We start from the raw sequence: 19954 nt of genomic DNA on the forward strand, positions 1-19954 counted from the left end.
CCCGCGACGGGTATCGGCACGCGTGGCGGGGCCCGGTGTGGACGAATTAGGCCATTCGTCACGGAGCGACGGGCCTAGTGCGCGGTGCATGAAACAGCGGTAAAAAAAACGCCGGGTAGGGAAGCAAAAAAACCTAAACCGAGCATCCCGATTTCGAGGAAACCGCGCAAATGAACGTTCTGATGATCGATAGCCCGCCGTTGTTCGTCGCGGGCGTGGCGGACGTACTGTGTAAACGCGATGTCAACTGGCATGTATGGTCGGCGCGCTGTCCCGAGGACGTCTTGCGCTTGCGCGACGCGTTGCTGCCCGAGACGGTCGAGGCCATCACGATCGAATGCGACGAGCATGCCGCGCGGCCGAGCTGGCCGAACGTGCTGCACGAGACGTTCGCCGGTGCACCGTGGCTGTGCCTGGTGGCCGCCGTGTGCCGTCGCACGATTGCCGATGCGCTGCTGGCGGGGGCGGCCGGCATCATCGACCGGCACGCGAGCGCCGACGAGTTCGCGGATGCGCTCGGCCGGGTTGCGGCCGGTGCGATCTACGTGCCGCCGAACGACGGCGGCGCGACGCAGGCACGCCCGGGCGGCGTGCCGGCCGGCGACGATCGCGCGTTCGAGCGCCTCACGCCGCGCCAGCGCGACGTGCTGCGCCTGCTGGCCGAAGGCAAGTCGAACAAGCAGATCTGCCGCGTGCTGAATGTCGCGGAAGGTACGATCAAGAACCACCTGTATGCGCTGTTCCGCCAGATCGGCGTGAGCAACCGGACCGAGGCCGCACTGTGGCTCGCGCGCCACGTGCCGTCCGAGCCGGCGGCATTCGCGTTCGCGCCGGCCTGCAGCTCGCCGGGCTGACGCATGTCGCGGCGGGGCCCCGGGGTGTGCCAGCATCCGGTGCCGCGTTGCGTTGAAGTCGGGACGGCCAGGGGCGGGGTGCCCGGGCCGATCATCGGTAGCGGCGAGTCCGCGTGGCCGAGTGCGTCGTGCGCGCGGCCGCTGCGCGTGCCGGAAGCGGCGAACGGGCACGCGCATGCCGCGCGCCCGGTTCGGTGGCGCCGCTCGTCATCCGGCGCCGGCGCGCTTACGCGACGTGCGCGACGCCGTATTGCGAGGACAGATACCGCCGGATCTCGGCCGGCGAATCGATGAAGCGGCGGCCGTTGTGTTCGCGAATCCCGACCGCACTATCTTTGGGCGCCTGGCCGTCGCCGAGCACGAGGACCGGCGCCGACTGATTGTCCTCGCCGATCAGCGCGACGATCGGCTGGCGCGGCCGCGGCGCGTCGATGTACTCGACCGCGACAGCGTCGCGCAACTGCGGGTAGAAGCTCAGCAGCCCTTCGACGGCAACCGAGTCGCCGCAGTAGAACGGACCTTCGGAGTCCTTGAAAAAACCCGGGCGGAGGATGAACAGCGTGTCTTTCATGATGATCTCGCTATCAGTAGTGGTCGAACGTTGAGGAAAATCGTCGTGCGGGGTGGCACGGGCGGCGTGCGCCGCGTGGCCCGATTTCAGGCTTCCGCGAGTGCGGCAGCGGCGGCGCGCATTCTCGCGAAACCGGCGTCGAGGTCGGCGATCATGTCGTCGGGATGCTCGAGCCCCGCGTGGATGCGCAGCAGCGGGCCGGCCGCGCTCCACTGCGTCGCGGTACGGTTGCGTGACGGATTCGACGGGATGATCAGGCTTTCGAACCCGCCCCAGCTGTAGCCCATGCCGAAGCATGTCATCCCGTCGAGCAGCGCGCGCACCGCGTCGTCGGGCTGCGGATGCAGCACCAGGCCGAACAGCCCGCAGGCGCCCGTGAAGTCGCGCTGCCACAGCGCGTGGCCGGCGTCGCCCGGCCGCGCCGGATACAGGATTTGCGCGACTTCCGGCTGCTGCGCGAGCCATTCGGTCAGCACCTGCGCGTTGCGCTGGTGCCGCTCGAGGCGCACCGACAGCGTGCGCAGGCCGCGCAGTGCGAGATACGCGTCGTCGCCGCTGACGGTCATGCCGAGCTGCCGGTAGCAGCGCGTGACTTTCGGCGCGAGCGCCTCGGTCGTCAGGATCGCGCCCATCAGCACGTCGGAGTGTCCGGCGATGTATTTCGTCGCCGCGTGAATCGACACGTCGACGCCATGCGAGAACGAGCGGAAATTCAGCGGCGTGCCCCAGGTGTTGTCGAGCAGCACGACCGCATCGTGCCGGTGCGCGACGCGGCAGATCGCGGGAATGTCCTGCACCTCGAAGGTCAGCGAGCCCGGCGATTCGGTGAAGACCGCGCGCGTGTTCGGCCGCATCAGCGACGCGATGCCGGCGCCGAGCGACGGATCGTAGTACGTCGTCTCGATGCCGAGGCGGGCGAGCGTCTCGTCGCAGAACGAGCGGGTCGGGTCGTACACCGAATCGGCCATCAGCAGATGGTCGCCGGGATTCAGCACCGCCAGCAGCGACGTCGTGATCGCGCTGAGCCCGCTCGGCGTGAGCAGTGCGGCGTGCGCGCCTTCGAGACGCGCGAGCGCCTTCTCGAGCGCGCGCGTCGTCGGGCTACCGTGACGCCCGTACGCGAGCGGCGTGCCGCGCACGGCATCGAGCGCGTCGGTGCCGTGAAACAGCAGCGTCGACTGGCGATACACGGGCGGGTTGACCGGCGAGCCGGGCTGGCCGTGCGAGCGGCCTTCGTGAGCGAGCAGCGTGTCGGGCGAATGCAGGTGGTTCAAGATGTCGTCCTTTGAGGGTGAGTCAATCGATCGGTCAAGCGCGGCAGGGCGGCCGTCGTGCGCTCAGTGCAGGATCTTGTCGAGGAAGTCGCGCGCGCGCTCGGAGCGCGGCGCGGCGAAGAACGCAGCGCTCGCCGCATCCTCGACCACCGCGCCCTGGTCCATGAAGATCACGCGATGCGCGACCTTCCTGGCAAAGCCCATCTCGTGCGTGACGCACACCATCGTCATCCCGTCACGCGCGAGTTCGACCATCACGTCGAGCACTTCGTTGATCATCTCGGGGTCGAGCGCGGAGGTCGGCTCGTCGAACAGCATCGCAACCGGGTTCATCGACAACGCGCGCGCAATCGCGACGCGTTGCTGCTGCCCGCCGGACAATTGCCCCGGATACTTGTGCGCGTGCGCTTTCAGGCCGACGCGGTCGAGCAGCTTCATCGCGTTGTCGATCGCCTCGTCCTTGCGGCGGCCGAGCACCTTGACCTGCGCGAGCGTCAGGTTGTCGGTGATCGACAGGTGCGGAAACAGCTCGAAATGCTGGAACACCATGCCGACCCGCGCGCGCAGTTGCGCGAGTTTCGCGGCCGGATCGCCGAGCCGCATGCCGTCGACGACGATGCTGCCCTTCTGGAACGGCTCGAGGCCGTTGATCGTCTTGATCAGCGTCGACTTGCCGGAGCCCGACGGCCCGCACACGACGACCACTTCGCCTTTCGATACCGCCGCGCTGCATTCGGAGAGGACCTGATGCTTGCCATACCACTTCGAGACGTTGTCGAGCGTAATCATGGGTTGTCCGTGGATGAGGTTCGGGTTGGATGACATGCGCATGTTCAATGCGTGGACGGCAGCGAGAGGCGCGTTTCGACGCGGCCCTGCAGGCGCGTGAGCAGCGTGCTCAGTACCCAGTAGATCGCGGCGGCCGCGAGGTAGAGCGGCAGCGGCTGGAACGTCGCGGCGATCACTTCCTGTGTCGAACGCAGCAGCTCGGTGACGGTGATGACGGACACGAGCGACGTGTCCTTGATCAGGCTGATCAGCGTGTTGCCGAGGCTCGGCACCGCGAGGCGCAGCGCCTGCGGGCAGACGATGTAGCGCAGCGTCTGCACGTGCGTGAGGCCGAGGCTGTGCGCGGCCGCCCATTGCCCGCGGCCGATGCCGAGGATCGCGCCGCGCATGCTTTCCGACAGATAGGCGCCCGCGTTGAGCGTCAGCGTGAAGATGCCGGCCGTCGTCGGGTCGAGCGTGATGCCGAGATCGGGCAGCCCGTAGTAGACGACGAACATCTGCACGAGCAGCGGCGTGCCGCGCATCAGGCTGACGTAGCCCTGCGCGAGTCCGGATGCGAGCCGGTTGTTGCCGATCCGCATGATCGCGACGACGAGTCCGACGACGAGGCCGAGCGCCATCGATGCCACCGCGAACTTCAGCGTGAGCAGCGCGCCCTTCACCATCACGGGCAGGGTTTGAATGACCAGATCGAGTGCTTCCATCGCGTGTCTCCTGATTGTGTGTCGTGTGCCGCCGATGTGGCGGCCGGCCCGCGCGTTCGTGCGCGCGGGCGCGTGGCGGCCGCGTTATTGCGTGATGGGCTTCGTCGTATCCGCACCGAACCACTGCATCGAGATCTTCTTCAGCGTGCCGTCCTGCTGCAGCGACGCGACCGCGTCGTCGATCGCCTTCGCGAATTTCGGATTGCCCTTGCGGAACGGAATGCCCATCCGGTCCTCGCCGCCGGCGAGCACGGAACCCGGGCGCAGCGGCAGGTGCGAGTTCTTGATCAGGTAGCTCAGCATCAGGCGGTCGTTGACCGCCGCGTCGATACGGCCCGCCGCGAGGTCGCGCAGGTTCTCCGGCGTGCCCGGATAGACCTGGAGGTCGACTGCGGGCACCGTCTTCACGAGATCGACGTAGTTGCTGCCCATCGTCACGCCGACCTTCTTGCCCTTCAGCTCGTCGAGCGACTTGAACGCACGCGTGTCGTTCTGGCGTTGCAGCAGCTGCGCGGACGAATACACATACGGCGTGCTGAAGTCGAGCGCCTGCTGGCGCGACGGCGTGATGGCGACCTGGTTGACGATCACGTCGAACTTGCCGGCCTGCAGCCCCGCGAGAATCCCGCTCCATTCGGTCGTGACGAACTGCGGCTTCACGCCGAGTCGCGCGGCGACCGCCTTCGCGACATCGACGTCGAACCCTTCGAGCTGCCCGTCGGCATTGCGATAGTCGAACGGCGGGTAGGTGCCTTCGAGCGCGATCTTCAGCACGCCGGCCTGCTTGACGGTGTCGAGCAGGTCCGCCGCGTGCGATGCGGTGGCCGCCACGCAGAGGAGGGCGGCGGCGAGGCCTTGCTTGAGCGTCGGGGTGAAGTGCTTCATGGTTGTCTCCGGGTGTTGTCGAAACGTCGTTGTCGAAAATTCAGGGTGCGCGCGTCCGCGGCGACGGGCGGCGTCACCGTGGGCGGGAAGCGGGCCGCAATCGAATGCGGCGTGGGAACAGGAGCGGCGAGAGACGGCGCGAGCCGTGTGCCGCAATGCGTTACGGCATGCGTTCGCGCACGGTGGCGTAGCGGTGCGCGGCGAAGAGTTCAAGCATCGTGTTCATGTGTGCCCGTGCGGCTTGCGAGTGGGGTAGACCGGCTGCATCGTCGATGCGTATCCGGTGACGCAAATGCTGAACGACTGAGGGCAATCTTAGTTTTGTCAAAAAGGAAAGTGCTTCCAAAAATGCACGGACTTTCGACGTGGCGTGGAAAGTTTTTCTCCGCGCATGGAGCGTGGTGCAAGCGATCTGCTGCGGTTGCACGGGGTGCGCAGCATCAGGTGCTACGGCGCGGTCGAACGGTTGCCCCGGACTGAACCGAATCGAACCGCTGAAAAGCAAAACGGCCAGGCATGCCGGTAGCGGCAAGCCTGGCCGTCGGCGTTCGGGTTGTCGAACGCGGCGCGAATGCGCGTGTTACGCGAACGTTTCGAGCGCGAGCAGTTCGTCGATCGTCTGCCGGCGGCGGATCAGCCGCGGCGTGCCGCGATCGACGAGCACTTCCGGCGCGAGCGGCCGGCTGTTGTAGTTGGATGACATCGATGCGCCGTACGCGCCTGCGTCGTGCAGGAACAGCAGGTCGCCGATCTGCGGCTGCGCGAGCTTGCGGTGCGTGACCACGCCGCCTGCGTCCTGCGTGAACACGTCGCCGGACTCGCACAGCGGCCCCGCGATCGCGATGTCGACGAGCGGGCGGCCGGCGGGCAGCGCGCCATCCTGCGCATGCACCGACACCGCGTGGTAGCTGCCGTACATCGACGGCCGCATCAGGTCGTTGAAGCCCGCGTCGATCAGCACGAAGTCGTGCTTCGGCCGGCGGTTCACGGCCTGCACTTCGGTGACGAGCGTGCCGGCTTCGGCGACGAGGAAGCGGCCCGGCTCGATCTCGATGCGCACCGCGTGGCCGAGATGCCGTTCGATCCGCTTGCGTGCGGCATCCCACTGGCTGAAGTAGTGACCGACGTCGACGCGCGGCTCGCCGTCGCGATACGGGATCGACAGCCCGCCGCCGGCCGAGATCGCCTCGATGTCGTGGCCGAGCGACGTGACGAGATCGACCATCGCGTCGCACACCTGCGACAGGTGGCCGTAGTCGACGCCCGAGCCGATATGCATGTGGATGCCGACCAGCTTCAGCCCGTACTGGCGCACGATCTCGATCGCGCGCGGCACGTCGTCGATCCAGATCCCGTGCTTGCTTTGCGGGCCGCCGGTGTTGGTCTTGTTGCTGTGGCCGTGGCCGAAGCCGGGATTCACGCGCAGCCACACGCGATGGCCGGGCGCATGCTCGCCGACGCGGGCGAGCATGTCGAGCGAGCCGGCGTTCACGGTCACGCCGTGTTTCAGTACGGCCGCGAGCGTCGGGCGGTCGATCAGGTCGGCCGTAAACACGACGCCTTCCGGCTCGCCTGCCGGGCTGAACCCGGCCGCGAGGCTGCGCTCGATCTCGCCGAGCGACACGGCGTCGACGCACGCGCCTTCGTCGCGCATCAGCTTCAGGATATGCAGGTTCGAGTTCGCCTTCTGCGCATAGCGGATCACGTCGAACTGGCGCAGTTGGGCGATGCGATCGCGGATGACGTCGGCGTCGTACACCCACAGCGGGGTGCCGTATTGCTGCGCGAGTGCCGCGAGCTGGCGGGAATCGAGGGACATGGCGGATGAATCGGGTCGAATGGACGGATAGCGTGAATGATGCGCCTGAACGGCTATACAGTAAAATGCCTGTTTATTGATATTCGATTCATTCTGGATATAGTGGCCATGCTCACCCACCGGCATATCGAAGTCTTCCGCGCGCTGATGGTCACCGGCAGCACGACGCGCGCGGCCGAGATGCTCTACACGTCGCAGCCCACGATCAGCCGCGAGCTCGCGCGGATGGAGCAGGTGGTCGGTTTCGCTCTGTTCGAGCGCACGCACGGCCGGCTGCGGCCGACGATGGCCGCGCTCACGCTGTTCGACGACGTGCGGCTCGCGTATGTGGGGCTCGAGCGCATCGCGGCGACGGCCGCGCGGTTGCGCGAGTTTCGCGACGGCCAGCTGTCGGTGATCGCGCTGCCGGCGTTTTCGCATGCGATCCTGCCCGGCGCATGCCGGCGCTTTCACCACGCGCATGCGGGCGTCAGCGTGTCGGTCGCGACGCAGGAGTCGCCGGTGCTCGAGGAATGGCTGACCGCGCAGCGCTACGATCTCGGGCTGACCGAGCACGACGTCGCGCCGGCCGGCACCGTGCTCACGCCGCTGCTGGAAGTCGACGAGGTCTGCGTGCTGCCCGACGGCCATCCGCTGCTCGCGCAGCACGCCATCGATCTCGCGGATCTTGCCGATCGCCCGTTCGTGAGCCTGTCGCTGAACGACCCGTACCGGATCCTGATCGACGAGGCGTTCGCGCAACTCGGCGTCGCGCCGCGTTCGGTGGTCGAGACGCCGTCGGCCGTGTCGGTGTGCGCGTTCGTGCGGCAGGGGCTCGGCGCCGCGATCGTCAATCCGCTGACCGCACTCGATTTCGTCGGGCGCGACCTGCACGTGCGGCCGCTCACGCGGTCGTTTCCGTACCGGGTCAGCGTGATCGTGCCCGAGCACCGGCCGAAGAGCCTGCTCGTCGACGCGTTCGCCGAGGCGCTGCGCGGTGAAGCGACAGCGATCCGCCGCCGGCTCGCTGCGCTGCCCCGCTAAAGGCGGCCGTATCATGGGCGTTTCGCCGCGCGCATCCGCAACTTCCACGGAACCCGTCATGACTGACGCTTCATCGTCCCTTGAACAACCGACCCTCATCGGCGAACGCATCGAACTGCGGCCGCTCGCGGCATCCGACCGGCAGCTGCTGCTCGATGCCGCGGCGGACGGCCAATTGTGGAACCTGAAGGTCACGGTCGTGCCGGGCGAGGACACGATCGACGCGTATCTCGACGCGGCGCTGCAGGGCCGCGCAGCCGGCACGGTGATGCCGTTCGTGATTGTCGAGCGTGCGTCCGGCCGCGTGATCGGCAGCACGCGTTTCTGGAAGATCGACCGCAAGAATCGCAAGCTCGAGATCGGTCATACGTGGCTGAGCGAGTCGGCGCAGCGCACGCGCGCGAATACCGAAGCGAAATGGCTGTTGCTCGCGTACGCGTTCGACACGCTGCGCTGCGTGCGCGTGCAATTCACGACCGACGAACTGAACGAGAAGTCCCGCGCGGCGATTCTGCGGCTCGGCGCGAAGCAGGAAGGGATCGTGCGTCACGAACGGATCATGCCCGACGGCCGCAAGCGCAACTCGGTGCGCTTCAGCATCATCGACGACGAATGGCCGGACATCCGCGAACGGTTGAAGGCGAAACTCGCGACCTGACGTCGATCGCGTATCGCGTGCGGGATGTGCGTCGCGCCGCCGGAAGGGGGCGGCGACGCGACGAGGGGGAAGCGGTGTGCCGCGCCACGCGCGGCAGTGCATCGCGTTACTGCGCCGATGCGAGGTGGTGACGCTGTGCGAGCTTCTGTGCGTCTGCGTAGTGTGCCTGCAGGATCGGCAGTGCCTGGCGTGCGACTTCCTTCAGCTTCGTGTCGCGGCCCGCGGCGATTTCGGCCTGGAACGCCGAGATCGTCTTCTGCTGGCCGGCGAGCGCGACCTGCTCGATATACGCCTTGTCGAACTCCGCGCCGCGCAGGTTCTTGATGCTGTTCAGCACGGCCGTGTCGGGGTCGTTGGCCGGCACGTCGATGCCGCGCGGGCTTGCCGCGCGCATCGCCTGGATGATCTTTTCATCGTCGGTCGACACGCGTTGCGCGAACGCCTTGACCTGGCTGTCCGACGTGCGCGAATCGGCGATGCGCGCGGCGTCGTGCTGCGTCGACACGGTCTTCGTGCCGTCCGTGATGAAGGCCTGGTCGGCTTCGTGGATGCGCGTTTGCGTGGCGGCGGCCGGTGCGGACGGCGCCGGTTGTGCGGTTTGCGCGGTCGCCGTCACGGCGACGAGAAGCAGGCCAGCGGCAGACAATGCAAGGCGCGAGATTTGGGGAAAGCGGTTCATGGGACCTCCTTTCGATCGGGGCTCTGATTAACGGGCGGATCGGGTGATCCGCGGCTGTGCGAGAGACCGGGCGCGCCCGGGCCGGAATCGTTCGCCGCTCTGCCGCGGCGGCGTTCGAAGTGTTTCCCGGCCTGACTGATTCTAGGAGAGCGCTCCGGTAGCAGGTGCAACCGCGCTGTGGTTTGTGTAACGGTTCGTAAGACGAAACGATGTGCGCGTGCGCGGATCGGTAGTGCGTACCTGCGGTGCATGGCGCGCCGGCAATTTTTGCGTGTGCGGCGCGCGTGCGATGGGAGCGATGTGCGCGCGTGTCATCGGCGTTTCATTGTCGTGCGTGCGTGCGTGCGTGCGTGTGTGCGGCGCGGGGCATCGCGTGACGTGACGCCGGATCGGGCGTGCGATGCGCACGGCACCGTCACACGTGATCGAGCAGTGCTTCGAGGCTCGGCAGCAACGGCGTCGCGCAATGCGACTGCAACGCGTCGGGGGCCGTGTAACCCCATGCGACACCCTGGAATGCGATGCGCGCACGGCGCGCCGCATCGGCATCGCGGATTTCATCGCCGACATACAGCACGTCATCGGGCTGCATGCCCGTTTCGCGCACGAGCGCGCGCAGCCGGCGCGCCTTGCCGAACAGCGGGATGCCGCACGCGAACGTATCGACGCGACGGCTCGCGTGCGGGCCGAGCCGGTCGCGCACGACGTCCTCGGCATTCGACGTCGCGATCGCAATGCGGATACCGCGCGCGGCCAGCGCGTCGAAGGTGGCGTCGACCCCGGGGAACAGCTGCACCTGCGCGATGCGCGGCTGCATCAGCCGGCGCATGTCGATCGTCACGCGCGGCACCTTCCACATCGGCACCTCGAGCGCGCGGATGATCTCGCGCGCCGACATGCCGCGCAGCGCCGGGCGCAGCTCGGGCGTGGCGTCGCGAAAGCCGTGCAGGCGCGACGCCTCCGTCAGTGCGGCGAGAAAACAGTCGAGCGAATCGGCAAGGGTGCCGTCGAAGTCGAACGCGATGAGTCGATAGGGCATCAAACGGTGCGGCAGGTTGATCGAGCGAGTGACGATAGCACCGAATCGAGCCGGTCGTGGTCGGCGTGTATCGCCGCCATGCGCGCGCAGGCGGCAGATCGACCCGCGCACACGCGAGGTGACGCGCATCGTGGCGGCCCGGCCGCTGCCGCTGAAGCGTTGCAAGGCCGACCGGGCGTTGCCGGCGCCGTGAGCGGGAGGGCGGAAGGCGGCGGGGGTGATGCTACGCGTAGTGGTAGCGGCAGGACACGATGCTGATCTGAAGATCGTCAGCTTCATAAACCAGACGGTTTGTGTCGTCGATGCGGCGCGACCAGAAGCCGGACAGATTGGCCTTCAGCGGTTCGGGTTTGCCGATGCCTTCGAATGGCGTACGTTGGGCTTCGCGAATGAGCTGGTTGATGCGCTTGAGCGTCTTGCGGTCCTGCCCTTGCCAATAAACATAGTCGTCCCACGCGTCGGAGGTAAAGAGCACGCGTCGTACGCTCATTCATCGTCCCCCGCCAGCTTGTGCTCTTTCGCCTTGCCCTTGCGCAATTGCGCGATCGAGCGCTCGAGGTGGGCGACGTTGGCCGGCGAGCGCAGCAGGTGAACCGTCTCCATCAGGCTGTCATAGTATTCCTGCGACATGATGACTGCGTTTGGCGCGTCGCGACGTGTGATGAGCGTCACGTCCGCGTCGTCGACGACCTGGTCGATGACCGTCTTCAGATTGCCGCGGGCATCCGAAAAGTGAATCGTGCGCATGACTTGCCTCACTTGTACTTTAAACTGTACAACTATAGCACAGGTGGATTTGTTGTACGGGATATTGTACATGTCGAGTCGGCCGTCGCTTGTCGCCCGCCCGATGCCGCGCTATCGTTGCTGCTCCGCCCGCGACCCCACCGGAGAGCCGACGTGCCCGCAGCCACCCCCGCCACGCTGAGATTTTCCACCGACAAGCGCGAACTCGACATCGACGCGATCTTCGACTTCCTGCATCGCGATGCGTACTGGTCGCAAGGCATCCCGCGCGATGTCGTCGAGCGCGCGATCGAAGGCTCGCTGTGCTTCGGCGCGTATGTCGGCGACCGGCTCGTCGGGTTTGCGCGGCTCGTGACCGATCATGCGACGTTCGCGTACCTGTGCGACGTGTTCGTGTTGCCGGCCGAACGCGGCAACGGCTACGGCCGCGCGCTGATCGACCACGTATTCGCGCAGCCGATGGTGCAAAGCCTGCGCCGCATCATGCTCGTGACGACCGACGCGCACGAGCTGTACCGGCCGGTCGGCTTCGGGCCGTCCGCGAATCCGGAGCGGCTGATGGAGATCCGCCGCCCCGACGTCTACGCGAAACGCTGACGCGCGGCGAGCGCATACAATACGCGCTTTCGTTTTTGCCGAAGGGAACCAGATCATGACCGAACAGGAAGCCGAACAGCTCGCCACGCATCGCCACTACAAGGGCGGCCTGTATCGCTACATCGGCGTCGCCCGTCATTCCGAAACCGAGGAATCGGTGGTCGTGTACGAGCATCTGTGGCCGCATGCGCGCGGCCTGTGGGTGCGGCCGGAAGCGATGTTCAACGAGAACCTGCCGGACGGCACGCCGCGTTTTCGCAAGCTGCGCGACTGAGCGCACCGGCCGACCGTCACGGCGCCGACGCGGCCTGGCTGGCGCCGCCCGCCGGGTCGTGCGGCGCGGCCTGCCGGTGCATCGCCAGTGCGAAGAAGCGCCGGATTTCGTCCATCAGTTCCGCGCGAGCCGATGCGAAATCGAATGTGCGCCGGTTTTCGTGCGCAAAGCGCCGGCGCCAGTCGTCCGCCGCATGGCGTGCTTCGCGTGCGCGCAGGTCGTCGAGTTCGGGCGTGCGCAGCGCGTGATCGGCGATCAGCGTCACGCCGGCACGGCTGACTTCCAGCAGGCCGCCCGCGACGAGCAGGCGGCGATGCTCGCCGCCCGGTGCGGCAACGACCATCACGACGCCGGGCCGCAGTCGCGTGAGCAGTGGCGCATGATGCGGGTAGATACCCAGCTCCCCGCTTTCCCCCGGCACGACGACGAAATGCGCGTCGCCCGAATACAGCACGTCCTCCACGCTGAGAATGTCGAGCTTCATCGACGTTGGCATGCTTCCTCCTCCTTCAGACGGCCGCCGCGCCGGCGACGATCTCGCACAGCTCGGTGGTGATCTGCGCCTGCCGCGTCTTCTGGTACAGGTGCCGCAGGTCGCGCAGCACGCGGTCGGCGTTGTCGGTCGCGGTCTGCATGCTGAACATCCGCGCGCACTGCTCGCACGCGTGGTTTTCGACGATGGCCTGGTAGAGCATCGCCTCGACGTAGCGCAGCAGCAAGGTATCCACGACCGGCTTCGGCGCGGGCTCGTACAGATAATCGGACGCGGCCGGGTCGCCGGCCGGCGGGCCGGTGTCGAGGCCGGTGATCGGCAGTACCGCGTCGATCCGCGGTGAATACGCGAGCGGGCTCGTCAGCCGGTTGTACGCGATGTGTACCTCGTCGAGTTCGCCGTTGACGAACGCGGTGAGCGGCACCAGCAGCGCGCCGAGCAATTGCTCGAACTGCGGCGCGGCGGCGAGGCCGCCTGCGCGGGCGGCGATGGTCGCGCCATGGCGCATCAGCGGCGCGATACCGCGCGCGCCGATCACGCTGATTTCGCACGCAACGCCGGCCTGGTCCCAGCGTTCGAGCGCATCCACGCATTCGACCAGCAGCCGTGTATTGAGCGGGCCGCATAGTCCGCGATCGGTGCTGACGACGATCAGGCCGACGCGGCGCACGGGCGTGCGCCGCACCATCAGCGCGGACACGTGGTCGGGCCGGTCGCGCAGCACGCGCTCGGCCATTTCCCGGATGCGCGTCGCATAGGGCCGGAAATCGCGTGCACGCCGCTGGGCGCTGGCCATCTTGGTGCGGGCCATCATTTCCATCGCCTTCGTGATCTTGCGCGTGGACGAGGTACTGGCGATCTTCGAGCGGATTTCGCGGATGTGCATATGCGGTGAGGGGGGCAGGGCGCCCGATGTCGCAGGTGCGCCGTGGCGACGCGATGTCGGCCGGTATCGCACCGCAGCCATCGAAGTGTCATCGCGCGATTTCATGCTATCGGGATTTCACCTGAAACGATTGACGGCGGTCAAAGGATCGTTTTCGGGTACGGACCAGAATGGGTTCGCCGATCATCGCGACGGGCGTTCGATGGCCGACTTTCGTCAGCATCGGAAGGTCGATGTGGTGACGGACGAATCCGTCACGGCGGCGCTCGCGACGTGCGATTCGTCGCGGGCGCCATGCGATCGTCACGCATCGCGACACGCTAGTTCCGCTGCATGTTCGACCTGATGAGGATACCGATGAATTTGAAGAAAGCCGTCACGCCTTCCGCGCCCGCCGCGCCGTCGGTCAGCACGCCCGCGTTGCCGATCTTCTGGCCGATGGCCGCCGCCGCCGCGATGTTCGAGCTCGGTGCGGCGTTCACCGCGCGCAACCTGCGCTTCGCCGCGGAAGAGGAGAAGCTGCATTGCGAGCCGCATCCGGCGCTGGCATCGCCGAACCGCGCGCTGCTGGCGCTACGCACGATGACGTTCCGCGATTATTCGGTCGCGCCGGCGCACGGTTTGCCGACGATCGTCGACGCGCCGTATGCGGGACATCGGGCGATGATCGCCGATTATCAGCCGGGGCAGAGCCTGATGCAGACGCTGCGCGAGCACGGCGTGACGCGCGTGTACCTGACGGACTGGCGCTCGGCGACCGACGACATGCGCGATCTCGAGATCGACCAGTACCTGGCCGAGTTGAACGTATGCGTCGACGAGCTCGGCGGGCGCGTGAATCTCGTCGGGCTGTGCCAGGGCGGGTGGATGTCCGCGATGTATGCGGCGCGCTTTCCGCACAAGGTCGCGAGCCTCGTGCTCGCGGGCGCGCCGATCGACACGGATGCGGGCGACGGCCCGATCAAGCGGATGGCGCACGCCTGTCCGACGTCGTTCTACGAGGAGCTGGTGACGATGGGTGGCGGCCTGATGCGCGGGCGCTTCATGTTGCGCGGCTGGAAGAACATGCATCCCGACCAGCACTATCTCGCCGAGCACGTCGACCTGTACGAACACCTCGACGACGCAGACTACCTGCGCAAGCGCGAAGCGTTCGCAAACTGGTACGAAAGTCCGATCGACCTGCCGGGGCGCTGGTATCTGCAGGCAATCGTGCAGATCTTCAAGGAGAACCGGCTCGCGAAGGGCACGTTCGTCGCGCTCGGGCGTACGCTCGACCTGAAGGCGATCACATGCCCGGTTTATCTGCTCGCCGGCGAGGCCGACGACATCACGACGCAGGAGCAGGTGTTTGCCGCACAGGACCTGGTGGGCACGCCCGCCTCGCAGGTGACGCGCCAGCTCGTGCCGGGCGGGCATATCGGGTTGTTCATGGGCTCGCGCACGCTGAAGGACGTGTGGCCGGGGATTGCCCGCTGGATCGCCGCGCAGCGGTAACGGTTGCGGCCGCGCGGCGCGCCAGGGCCTCGGCGCGGCAACGGTGTCGGCACCAACGCCTGCGGCAGGCGAGCAGGGTCGCCGGGCCTGCGTTCAACTGCCGGCCAGCGCTTTCGCCAGCTCCGGCGGCGCGTGCGCGACGGTCACCTCCGGCGTGCCATGCCACGCCGCCAGACGCTTCACGGCCTTCGCGACGTCGGCCGCGAGCCCGGTGCCGAACCGCACGCCCGGCTCGACATGCACGGCCTTCAGCTCGAACGTGCCGAGCGCGCGATGCGCTTTCGCGTCGACGCGCCCGACCAGCCGGCCGCGATGCAGCACCGGCAGGCAGAAATAGCCGTAGCGCCGCTTGTGCGCGGGCGTATAGCACTCGATCGTGTAGTCGAACCCGAACAGCGTCGATGCGCGCCGCCGGTCCCACACCACCGGATCGAACGGCGACAGCAGCGTCGTGACCGTCGAGCGCAGCGTGTCGTCCGCGGCGGCCGGCAGCAGCGCGTCGAGCGAGCGATGCACGTAGGCCGGCTCCTTCCAGTCGGCGATCTTCACCGGAATCAGTTCGCCGGCGTCCGCGAGCCGCTCGAGCTCCGCGTGGTACGAACGGCGCGGCAGCCGGTAGTAGTCGGCCACCCAGTCCGCACGCACGACGCCGAGCGCGCGACACGTGTAGTCGAGCAACGCGGGCAGCACCGCATCGCGCGGCGGCAGGTCGCGCGCGTCGTCCCAGCCGGGCAGCACGCGCTCCCGTACGTCGTACACGCGCTGGAAATTGCGGCGCTCGGACACCATCAGGTCACCGGTGGTGAACAGCACTTCCAGGTGCTGCTTCTCGGGCTTGCGATCCCACCATCCATTGCCCTTCGCGCCGCCTTCGCGGATGAAATCGGCCGACCGCACCGGGCCTTCGTCGCGAATCCGCATGAGCAGCCGGTCGATCTCGGTGCGGTTCTGCTCGTGCCAGTCCGCTGCGTATTTCCAGCCCATTCCCGACGGATCGAGCATCTTGTAGCGCATCAGCCCGAACTGCTCGACCGGCAGGAAGCATGCTTCGTGCGACCAGTATTCGAACAGGCGAGCCTCGGCGAGATGTTCGTCGAGCCACTGCGGCGCAAAGTCGCCGAGACGGCTGAACAGCACGAGATACGGGCTGCGCGCGACGACGTGAATGGTATCGATCTGCAACTGCGCCATCCGGCGGATCGTGTCGAGCACGTCGGCCTTGGTGGCCTTGCGGCGGGGCGGGGTCAGCAGGCCCTGCGCGGCGAGATGCAGCGCGCGGGCGGCGGCGGGCGAGAGCGTAAGCATCGGAACGGCGGCTGAGGGTGGCGGTCGGGCACCACTTTAGCGCGAAAGCGGCGCACGTGTGCGACGCGTGCACGCTCCGCGTCTGACAATGGTTGACAGATGCGCGGCGCGAGTTTCCCTATAGTGCAGTCATGGCGCGACGAAACAGGCGCGCAACGATTCCGCTTCCGACGCACATATGTCCATGGCACGCAGGAAGTAGATCCGGGATTCTCAACCCCCAATGAGTGACCCGGAGCCCTGAGCGGACATCCATGCGGCTGTGCACCGGCCCCGTGTGGATGTTCGCTGATTTTTTTGGTTGTCCGGTTTTTCAGGCGCCAGCCTTGTCCCGCCCGCCCATCCGTTGTCCGTTTATTGCCGCTTGCCGCGCGCGACTTCGTCGCCGGCGCCGGGCGGCAGCCGCCGCGTGATCGGAATCGACGCGAACGAACACAGCCCGACCACCACGAACGCGGGCCAGAAATCCGACCACACCATCGTCTGATGCCCCTGCAGCCAGTGCGACACGTGCAGCACGAGGCCGGCGACCGTCACGCCGAGCCCGAGTGACATCTGCTGCACGACGCTGCCGAGGCTCGTCGCGCGGCCCGCGTCGCTCTGCGAGATGTCCGCGTAGATCATCGAGTTCAGGCTCGTGAACTGCAGCGCGGGGAAGATGCCGCCGACCAGCACGATCGTCCAGATCGCCCAGGTCGCCATGCCCGGATGGAACATGCCGTACGCGGCGATCGCGAGCCCGGCGAACGCGGCGTTATAGATCAGCACCGTCCGAAAGCCGAAGCGGCGCAGCGTGTGCGTGGCCGTCGAGCGGCTCACCGCGCCGCCGAGCGCGGACGCGCACGTGATCAGCCCGGAGTGGAACGCGCTCATCCCGAGCCCTTCCTGCAGCGCGAGCGGCAGCAGGAACGGCACCGCGCCGAGGCCGATGCGGAACAGCGAGCCGCCGACCACGCTCGCGTGGTAGGTCGGAATCTTCAGGAAACTGAGGTCGAGCACCGGGCGCTCCTTGCGGCGCGCGTACGGCACGTAGAGCGCGAGCATCGCCGTGCCGGCCACGCACATCAGGATCGCGTTGCTGCGCGACGTGAGCGAACCGTCGATCAGCGTCAGGCCCATCAGCAGCAGCGCGGCGCCGCTCGCGGACAGCAGGAAGCCGAACCAGTCGAGCGGGCCCGGATCGGGCTCGTGCGTGTTCGCGATGTGCTTGCTCGCGAGGTAGATCCCGTAGATGCCGATCGGCACGTTGATGAAGAAGATCATCCGCCAGTGCAGGTAGGTCGTGATGAAGCCACCGACGAGCGGCCCGACCGTGGGCCCGAACAGCGCGGGAATCGCGAGGTAGTTCATCGCGCGCACGAGATCGGAGCGCGGCACCGCGCGGAAGATGATGATCCGGCCGACCGGCACCATCATCGCGCCGCCGACGCCCTGCACGAAGCGCGCGAACGTGAGCACGCCGAGGGAGTTGGAGGCCGCGCACATCAGCGAGCCGGCGACGAAGATGCCGATCGCGGTGCGGAATACGGAGCGCGCGCTGAAGCGATCGGCGAGCCATCCGCAGATCGGGATGAAGACGCCGAGGCCGACCACGTAGGCCGTGATCGCAATGTTCAGTGTGACGGGATTGTGCCCGAAGTCCCTCGCCATCGCGGGCAGCGCGGTGACGATGATGTTCGCGTCGACGCTTTCCATGAACAACGCACAGGCAACGATGAGCGGTGCTAGAAAGACGGGCGACATGGGCAGGGCGCGCGGTAAAGATGCCATTATGCCCACAATGTGGTCGTTGCGTCACGCGAGACAACGCTTGTTCCGCATGTTGCAACAGTCGTTCCTGTTACCGCTTGTGAAAGAAGAGACGACTGCGGTCCGGGGCGCGATACATGACAAGACACCTGACGCCGGCCTGCAGCCCCGGCCGCGAAACTTGCGTGCGATGCGTGTTTCGTGCGACAGTCGCAGCTCATCTGCGGAATACAACCACGCGCATCGATCGACGGCCATCGAGACGAGCGCCCGCGCGAACGAGACCCCTGCCGATCCACTCACCATCGAAAGGAGGGGACACGTCATGACGTCACGTCGTGCCGCATCGACCGCATCGCATCGTTCGTCGCCCGCGCCGCGTCTGCGCTGGGCCGCCGTCACGGCCGTCGCCTACCTGGCCGTCGCCGGCTGCGCCGCGCAGGCCGACAATGCGAACCGGGCCGCCATGCAGGCGGCCAGCCAGGCCGCGGCGCCCGCCACGACGGCGCTCGCGAGCCCGGCCTCCGGCACGCTGCTGCCGCCACCGAGCCAGCTCTACGGTAACCTGTTCGTCGCGGTGCAGACCGCGCAGCTCTATCCCGACCAGAAGACCTTCGTCGATGCGACGCCCGACACCGATCCGGCGACGATCGTACGGTTGTATCAGCAACAGAAGTCGCAGCCGGGCTTCTCGCTGATGGCGTTTGTCGATCAGCACTTCACGCCGCCGCCGGCAGGCGGGGTCACGCCGCCACCGAACCAGACGCTGCGCCAGCACATCGACTGGTTGTGGCCGCAACTGACGCGCACGAGCGCGACGGTGCCGCCGTACAGCTCGCTGATCGCGCTGCCGAAACCGTACGTGGTGCCGGGCGGGCGCTTCCGCGAAGGCTACTACTGGGATAGCTATTTCACGATGCTCGGGCTGCAGGTGTCGGGGCGCGAGGATCTCGTCGACGACATGCTCGACAATTTCGCGTATCTGATCGACACGATCGGCCACGTCCCGAACGGCAACCGCACCTACTATGCGAGCCGCTCGCAGCCGCCGTTCTTCGCATACATGGTCACGCTCGCCGCGCAGGCCGAAGGTGACAAGGTCTACCAGAAATACCTGCCGGCGCTGCGCAAGGAGCATGCGTACTGGATGCAGGGCGAAACCACGACGCCGCGCGGGCAGGCCGCGCGCCACGTGGTCGCGCTGCCGGACGGCGCGGTGCTGAACCGCTACTGGGACGCGAGCGACACGCCGCGCGACGAGTCGTATCTCGAGGACGTGACGACCGCGAAGGCCGTGCCGGGCCGCCCGGCGAACGAGGTGTACCGCGACCTGCGCGCGGGCGCCGAAAGCGGCTGGGACTACAGCTCGCGCTGGTTCGGCGACGGCAGGACGCTCGAGACGATCCGCACGACGTCGATCGTGCCGGTCGACCTGAACAGCCTGATGTTCCATCTCGAGACGACGATCGTGAAGGGCTGCACGGTGTCGCGCGACGTCGCCTGCGTGACCGATTTCTCGGCGCGCGCGGCGCGGCGCGCGGCCGCGATCAATCGCTATCTGTGGAATCGCCATGGTTATTACGGCGACTACGACTGGCAACTGCGCAAGCCGCGCGACGCCGTGACGGCGGCCGCGCTGTATCCGCTGTTCGCGGGCGTTGCGTGGCCCGAGCGCGCGAAGGCGACCGCGCGCGAGGTGCGCAACACGCTGCTGCAGCCGGGCGGCCTCGCGACGACGACCGCGAACACGGGCCAGCAGTGGGATGCGCCGAACGGCTGGGCGCCGCTACAGTGGATCGCGAGCGAAGGGCTGCGCCGCTACGGCGAACCGGCGCTCGCGAAGGACATCGACACGCGTTTCCTGACCGACGTGAAGCATGTGTATGCGACCGAAGGCAAGCTCGTCGAGAAGTACGTGGTCGAAGGTGCCGGCGCGGGCGGCGGCGGTGGCGGCGAATATCCGCTGCAGGACGGCTTCGGCTGGACCAACGGCGTCACGCTGAAACTGCTGGGTCTGTATGGCGAGTAACTGGCGGCAAGCAACGAACGCCCGGTAACGGGCGGCGCGCAGCGCGTCGCCAGCCCGCGACCGCACGGGCCGGATCGCCGCT

Annotated in this window: 22 protein-coding genes; 8 read left to right on the forward strand and 14 right to left on the reverse strand. The window is 67.3% G+C overall.

Annotated elements, in window-relative coordinates:
• The first annotated feature begins 170 nt into the window (after positions 1-170).
• Complete coding sequence (locus GEM_RS17790; protein ID WP_014898755.1) at positions 171-854, forward strand: helix-turn-helix transcriptional regulator; 684 nt, start codon at positions 171-173, stop codon at positions 852-854.
• Between the two features lie 226 nt (positions 855-1080).
• Here the strand turns inward: GEM_RS17790 and GEM_RS17795 are convergent, their stop codons facing one another.
• From GEM_RS17795 to lysA, 6 genes are all read right to left on the reverse strand, one after another.
• A complete protein-coding gene (locus tag GEM_RS17795) occupies positions 1081-1425 on the reverse strand; it encodes a DUF3088 domain-containing protein (RefSeq protein WP_014898756.1) in 345 nt (114 codons plus the stop codon).
• An 86-nt stretch (positions 1426-1511) separates the two neighbouring features.
• A complete protein-coding gene (gene metC, locus GEM_RS17800) occupies positions 1512-2699 on the reverse strand; it encodes a cystathionine beta-lyase (protein ID WP_014898757.1) in 1188 nt (395 codons plus the stop codon).
• Between the two features lie 63 nt (positions 2700-2762).
• The gene (locus GEM_RS17805) at positions 2763-3488 is read right to left on the reverse strand and encodes an amino acid ABC transporter ATP-binding protein (RefSeq protein ID WP_014898758.1); all 726 of its coding nucleotides are present in this window, start codon (positions 3486-3488) and stop codon (positions 2763-2765) included.
• A gap of 44 nt (positions 3489-3532) precedes the next feature.
• Positions 3533-4192, reverse strand: a complete 660-nt coding sequence (locus GEM_RS17810) for an amino acid ABC transporter permease (RefSeq protein WP_014898759.1) — start codon at positions 4190-4192, stop codon at positions 3533-3535.
• An 84-nt stretch (positions 4193-4276) separates the two neighbouring features.
• A complete protein-coding gene (locus GEM_RS17815; RefSeq protein WP_014898760.1) occupies positions 4277-5077 on the reverse strand; it encodes a transporter substrate-binding domain-containing protein in 801 nt (266 codons plus the stop codon).
• Positions 5078-5657: 580 nt separating this feature from the next.
• Positions 5658-6896, reverse strand: a complete 1239-nt coding sequence (gene lysA, locus GEM_RS17820) for a diaminopimelate decarboxylase (protein WP_014898761.1) — start codon at positions 6894-6896, stop codon at positions 5658-5660.
• 108 nt (positions 6897-7004) lie between these two features.
• Between lysA and GEM_RS17825 the strand changes: the two genes are divergently transcribed.
• Together GEM_RS17825 and GEM_RS17830 are read left to right on the forward strand one after the other, a co-directional pair.
• Complete coding sequence (locus tag GEM_RS17825) at positions 7005-7919, forward strand: LysR family transcriptional regulator (RefSeq protein WP_041490727.1); 915 nt, start codon at positions 7005-7007, stop codon at positions 7917-7919.
• Positions 7920-7977: 58 nt separating this feature from the next.
• A complete protein-coding gene (locus tag GEM_RS17830) occupies positions 7978-8577 on the forward strand; it encodes a GNAT family N-acetyltransferase (protein ID WP_014898763.1) in 600 nt (199 codons plus the stop codon).
• A 106-nt stretch (positions 8578-8683) separates the two neighbouring features.
• Here GEM_RS17830 and GEM_RS17835 read toward each other — a convergent pair whose 3' ends face one another.
• From GEM_RS17835 to GEM_RS17850, 4 genes are all read right to left on the reverse strand, one after another.
• Positions 8684-9256, reverse strand: a complete 573-nt coding sequence (locus GEM_RS17835) for a DUF4142 domain-containing protein (RefSeq protein WP_014898764.1) — start codon at positions 9254-9256, stop codon at positions 8684-8686.
• Between the two features lie 415 nt (positions 9257-9671).
• Positions 9672-10295 (reverse strand): HAD hydrolase-like protein, encoded by a 624-nt coding sequence (locus GEM_RS17840; protein WP_014898765.1) that lies wholly within the window; start codon positions 10293-10295, stop codon positions 9672-9674.
• A 223-nt stretch (positions 10296-10518) separates the two neighbouring features.
• Positions 10519-10785, reverse strand: a complete 267-nt coding sequence (locus tag GEM_RS17845; RefSeq protein ID WP_012366508.1) for a Txe/YoeB family addiction module toxin — start codon at positions 10783-10785, stop codon at positions 10519-10521.
• The gene (locus GEM_RS17850) at positions 10782-11042 is read right to left on the reverse strand and encodes a type II toxin-antitoxin system Phd/YefM family antitoxin (RefSeq protein WP_014898766.1); all 261 of its coding nucleotides are present in this window, start codon (positions 11040-11042) and stop codon (positions 10782-10784) included. Before GEM_RS17850 ends, GEM_RS17845 begins: the two co-directional genes overlap by 4 nt.
• 153 nt (positions 11043-11195) lie before the next feature.
• On the opposite strand from GEM_RS17850, the gene GEM_RS17855 reads away from it, so the two are divergent.
• Together GEM_RS17855 and GEM_RS17860 are read left to right on the forward strand one after the other, a co-directional pair.
• Positions 11196-11639 carry a GNAT family N-acetyltransferase gene (locus tag GEM_RS17855; RefSeq protein WP_014898767.1) on the forward strand — a complete coding sequence of 148 codons (444 nt, stop codon included), beginning with the start codon at positions 11196-11198 and terminating at the stop codon, positions 11637-11639.
• Between the two features lie 55 nt (positions 11640-11694).
• Positions 11695-11913: a DUF1653 domain-containing protein gene (locus GEM_RS17860; protein WP_006751720.1), complete on the forward strand. Its 219-nt coding sequence runs from the start codon at positions 11695-11697 to the stop codon at positions 11911-11913.
• 16 nt (positions 11914-11929) lie between these two features.
• Here the strand turns inward: GEM_RS17860 and atpC are convergent, their stop codons facing one another.
• Positions 11930-12409, reverse strand: coding sequence for an ATP synthase F1 subunit epsilon (atpC, locus tag GEM_RS17865; protein WP_014898768.1), 480 nt, complete (start codon positions 12407-12409; stop codon positions 11930-11932).
• Between the two features lie 13 nt (positions 12410-12422).
• Positions 12423-13292 carry an ATP synthase F1 subunit gamma gene (gene atpG, locus GEM_RS17870; protein WP_014898769.1) on the reverse strand — a complete coding sequence of 290 codons (870 nt, stop codon included), beginning with the start codon at positions 13290-13292 and terminating at the stop codon, positions 12423-12425.
• Here atpG and GEM_RS31885 point away from each other — a divergent pair.
• Both GEM_RS31885 and GEM_RS17875 read left to right on the forward strand, forming a co-directional pair.
• Positions 13207-13638 (forward strand): hypothetical protein, encoded by a 432-nt coding sequence (locus GEM_RS31885; RefSeq protein ID WP_187293286.1) that lies wholly within the window; start codon positions 13207-13209, stop codon positions 13636-13638. The two genes, atpG and GEM_RS31885, sit on opposite strands and share 86 nt — an antisense overlap.
• A gap of 11 nt (positions 13639-13649) precedes the next feature.
• Positions 13650-14789 carry an alpha/beta fold hydrolase gene (locus GEM_RS17875; RefSeq protein ID WP_014898770.1) on the forward strand — a complete coding sequence of 380 codons (1140 nt, stop codon included), beginning with the start codon at positions 13650-13652 and terminating at the stop codon, positions 14787-14789.
• Between the two features lie 93 nt (positions 14790-14882).
• Here GEM_RS17875 and GEM_RS17880 read toward each other — a convergent pair whose 3' ends face one another.
• Both GEM_RS17880 and GEM_RS17885 read right to left on the reverse strand, forming a co-directional pair.
• On the reverse strand, positions 14883-16094 hold the full coding sequence (locus GEM_RS17880) for a winged helix-turn-helix domain-containing protein (RefSeq protein ID WP_014898771.1): 1212 nt from the start codon (positions 16092-16094) through the stop codon (positions 14883-14885).
• Positions 16095-16448: 354 nt separating this feature from the next.
• Complete coding sequence (locus GEM_RS17885; RefSeq protein ID WP_014898772.1) at positions 16449-17837, reverse strand: MFS transporter; 1389 nt, start codon at positions 17835-17837, stop codon at positions 16449-16451.
• Positions 17838-18168: 331 nt separating this feature from the next.
• On the opposite strand from GEM_RS17885, the gene treA reads away from it, so the two are divergent.
• Positions 18169-19872, forward strand: coding sequence for an alpha,alpha-trehalase TreA (treA, locus tag GEM_RS17890; protein WP_014898773.1), 1704 nt, complete (start codon positions 18169-18171; stop codon positions 19870-19872).
• Positions 19873-19954 lie beyond the last annotated feature (82 nt).

Source organism: Burkholderia cepacia GG4, from assembly GCF_000292915.1.
Lineage (GTDB): Bacteria > Pseudomonadota > Gammaproteobacteria > Burkholderiales > Burkholderiaceae > Burkholderia > Burkholderia cepacia_D.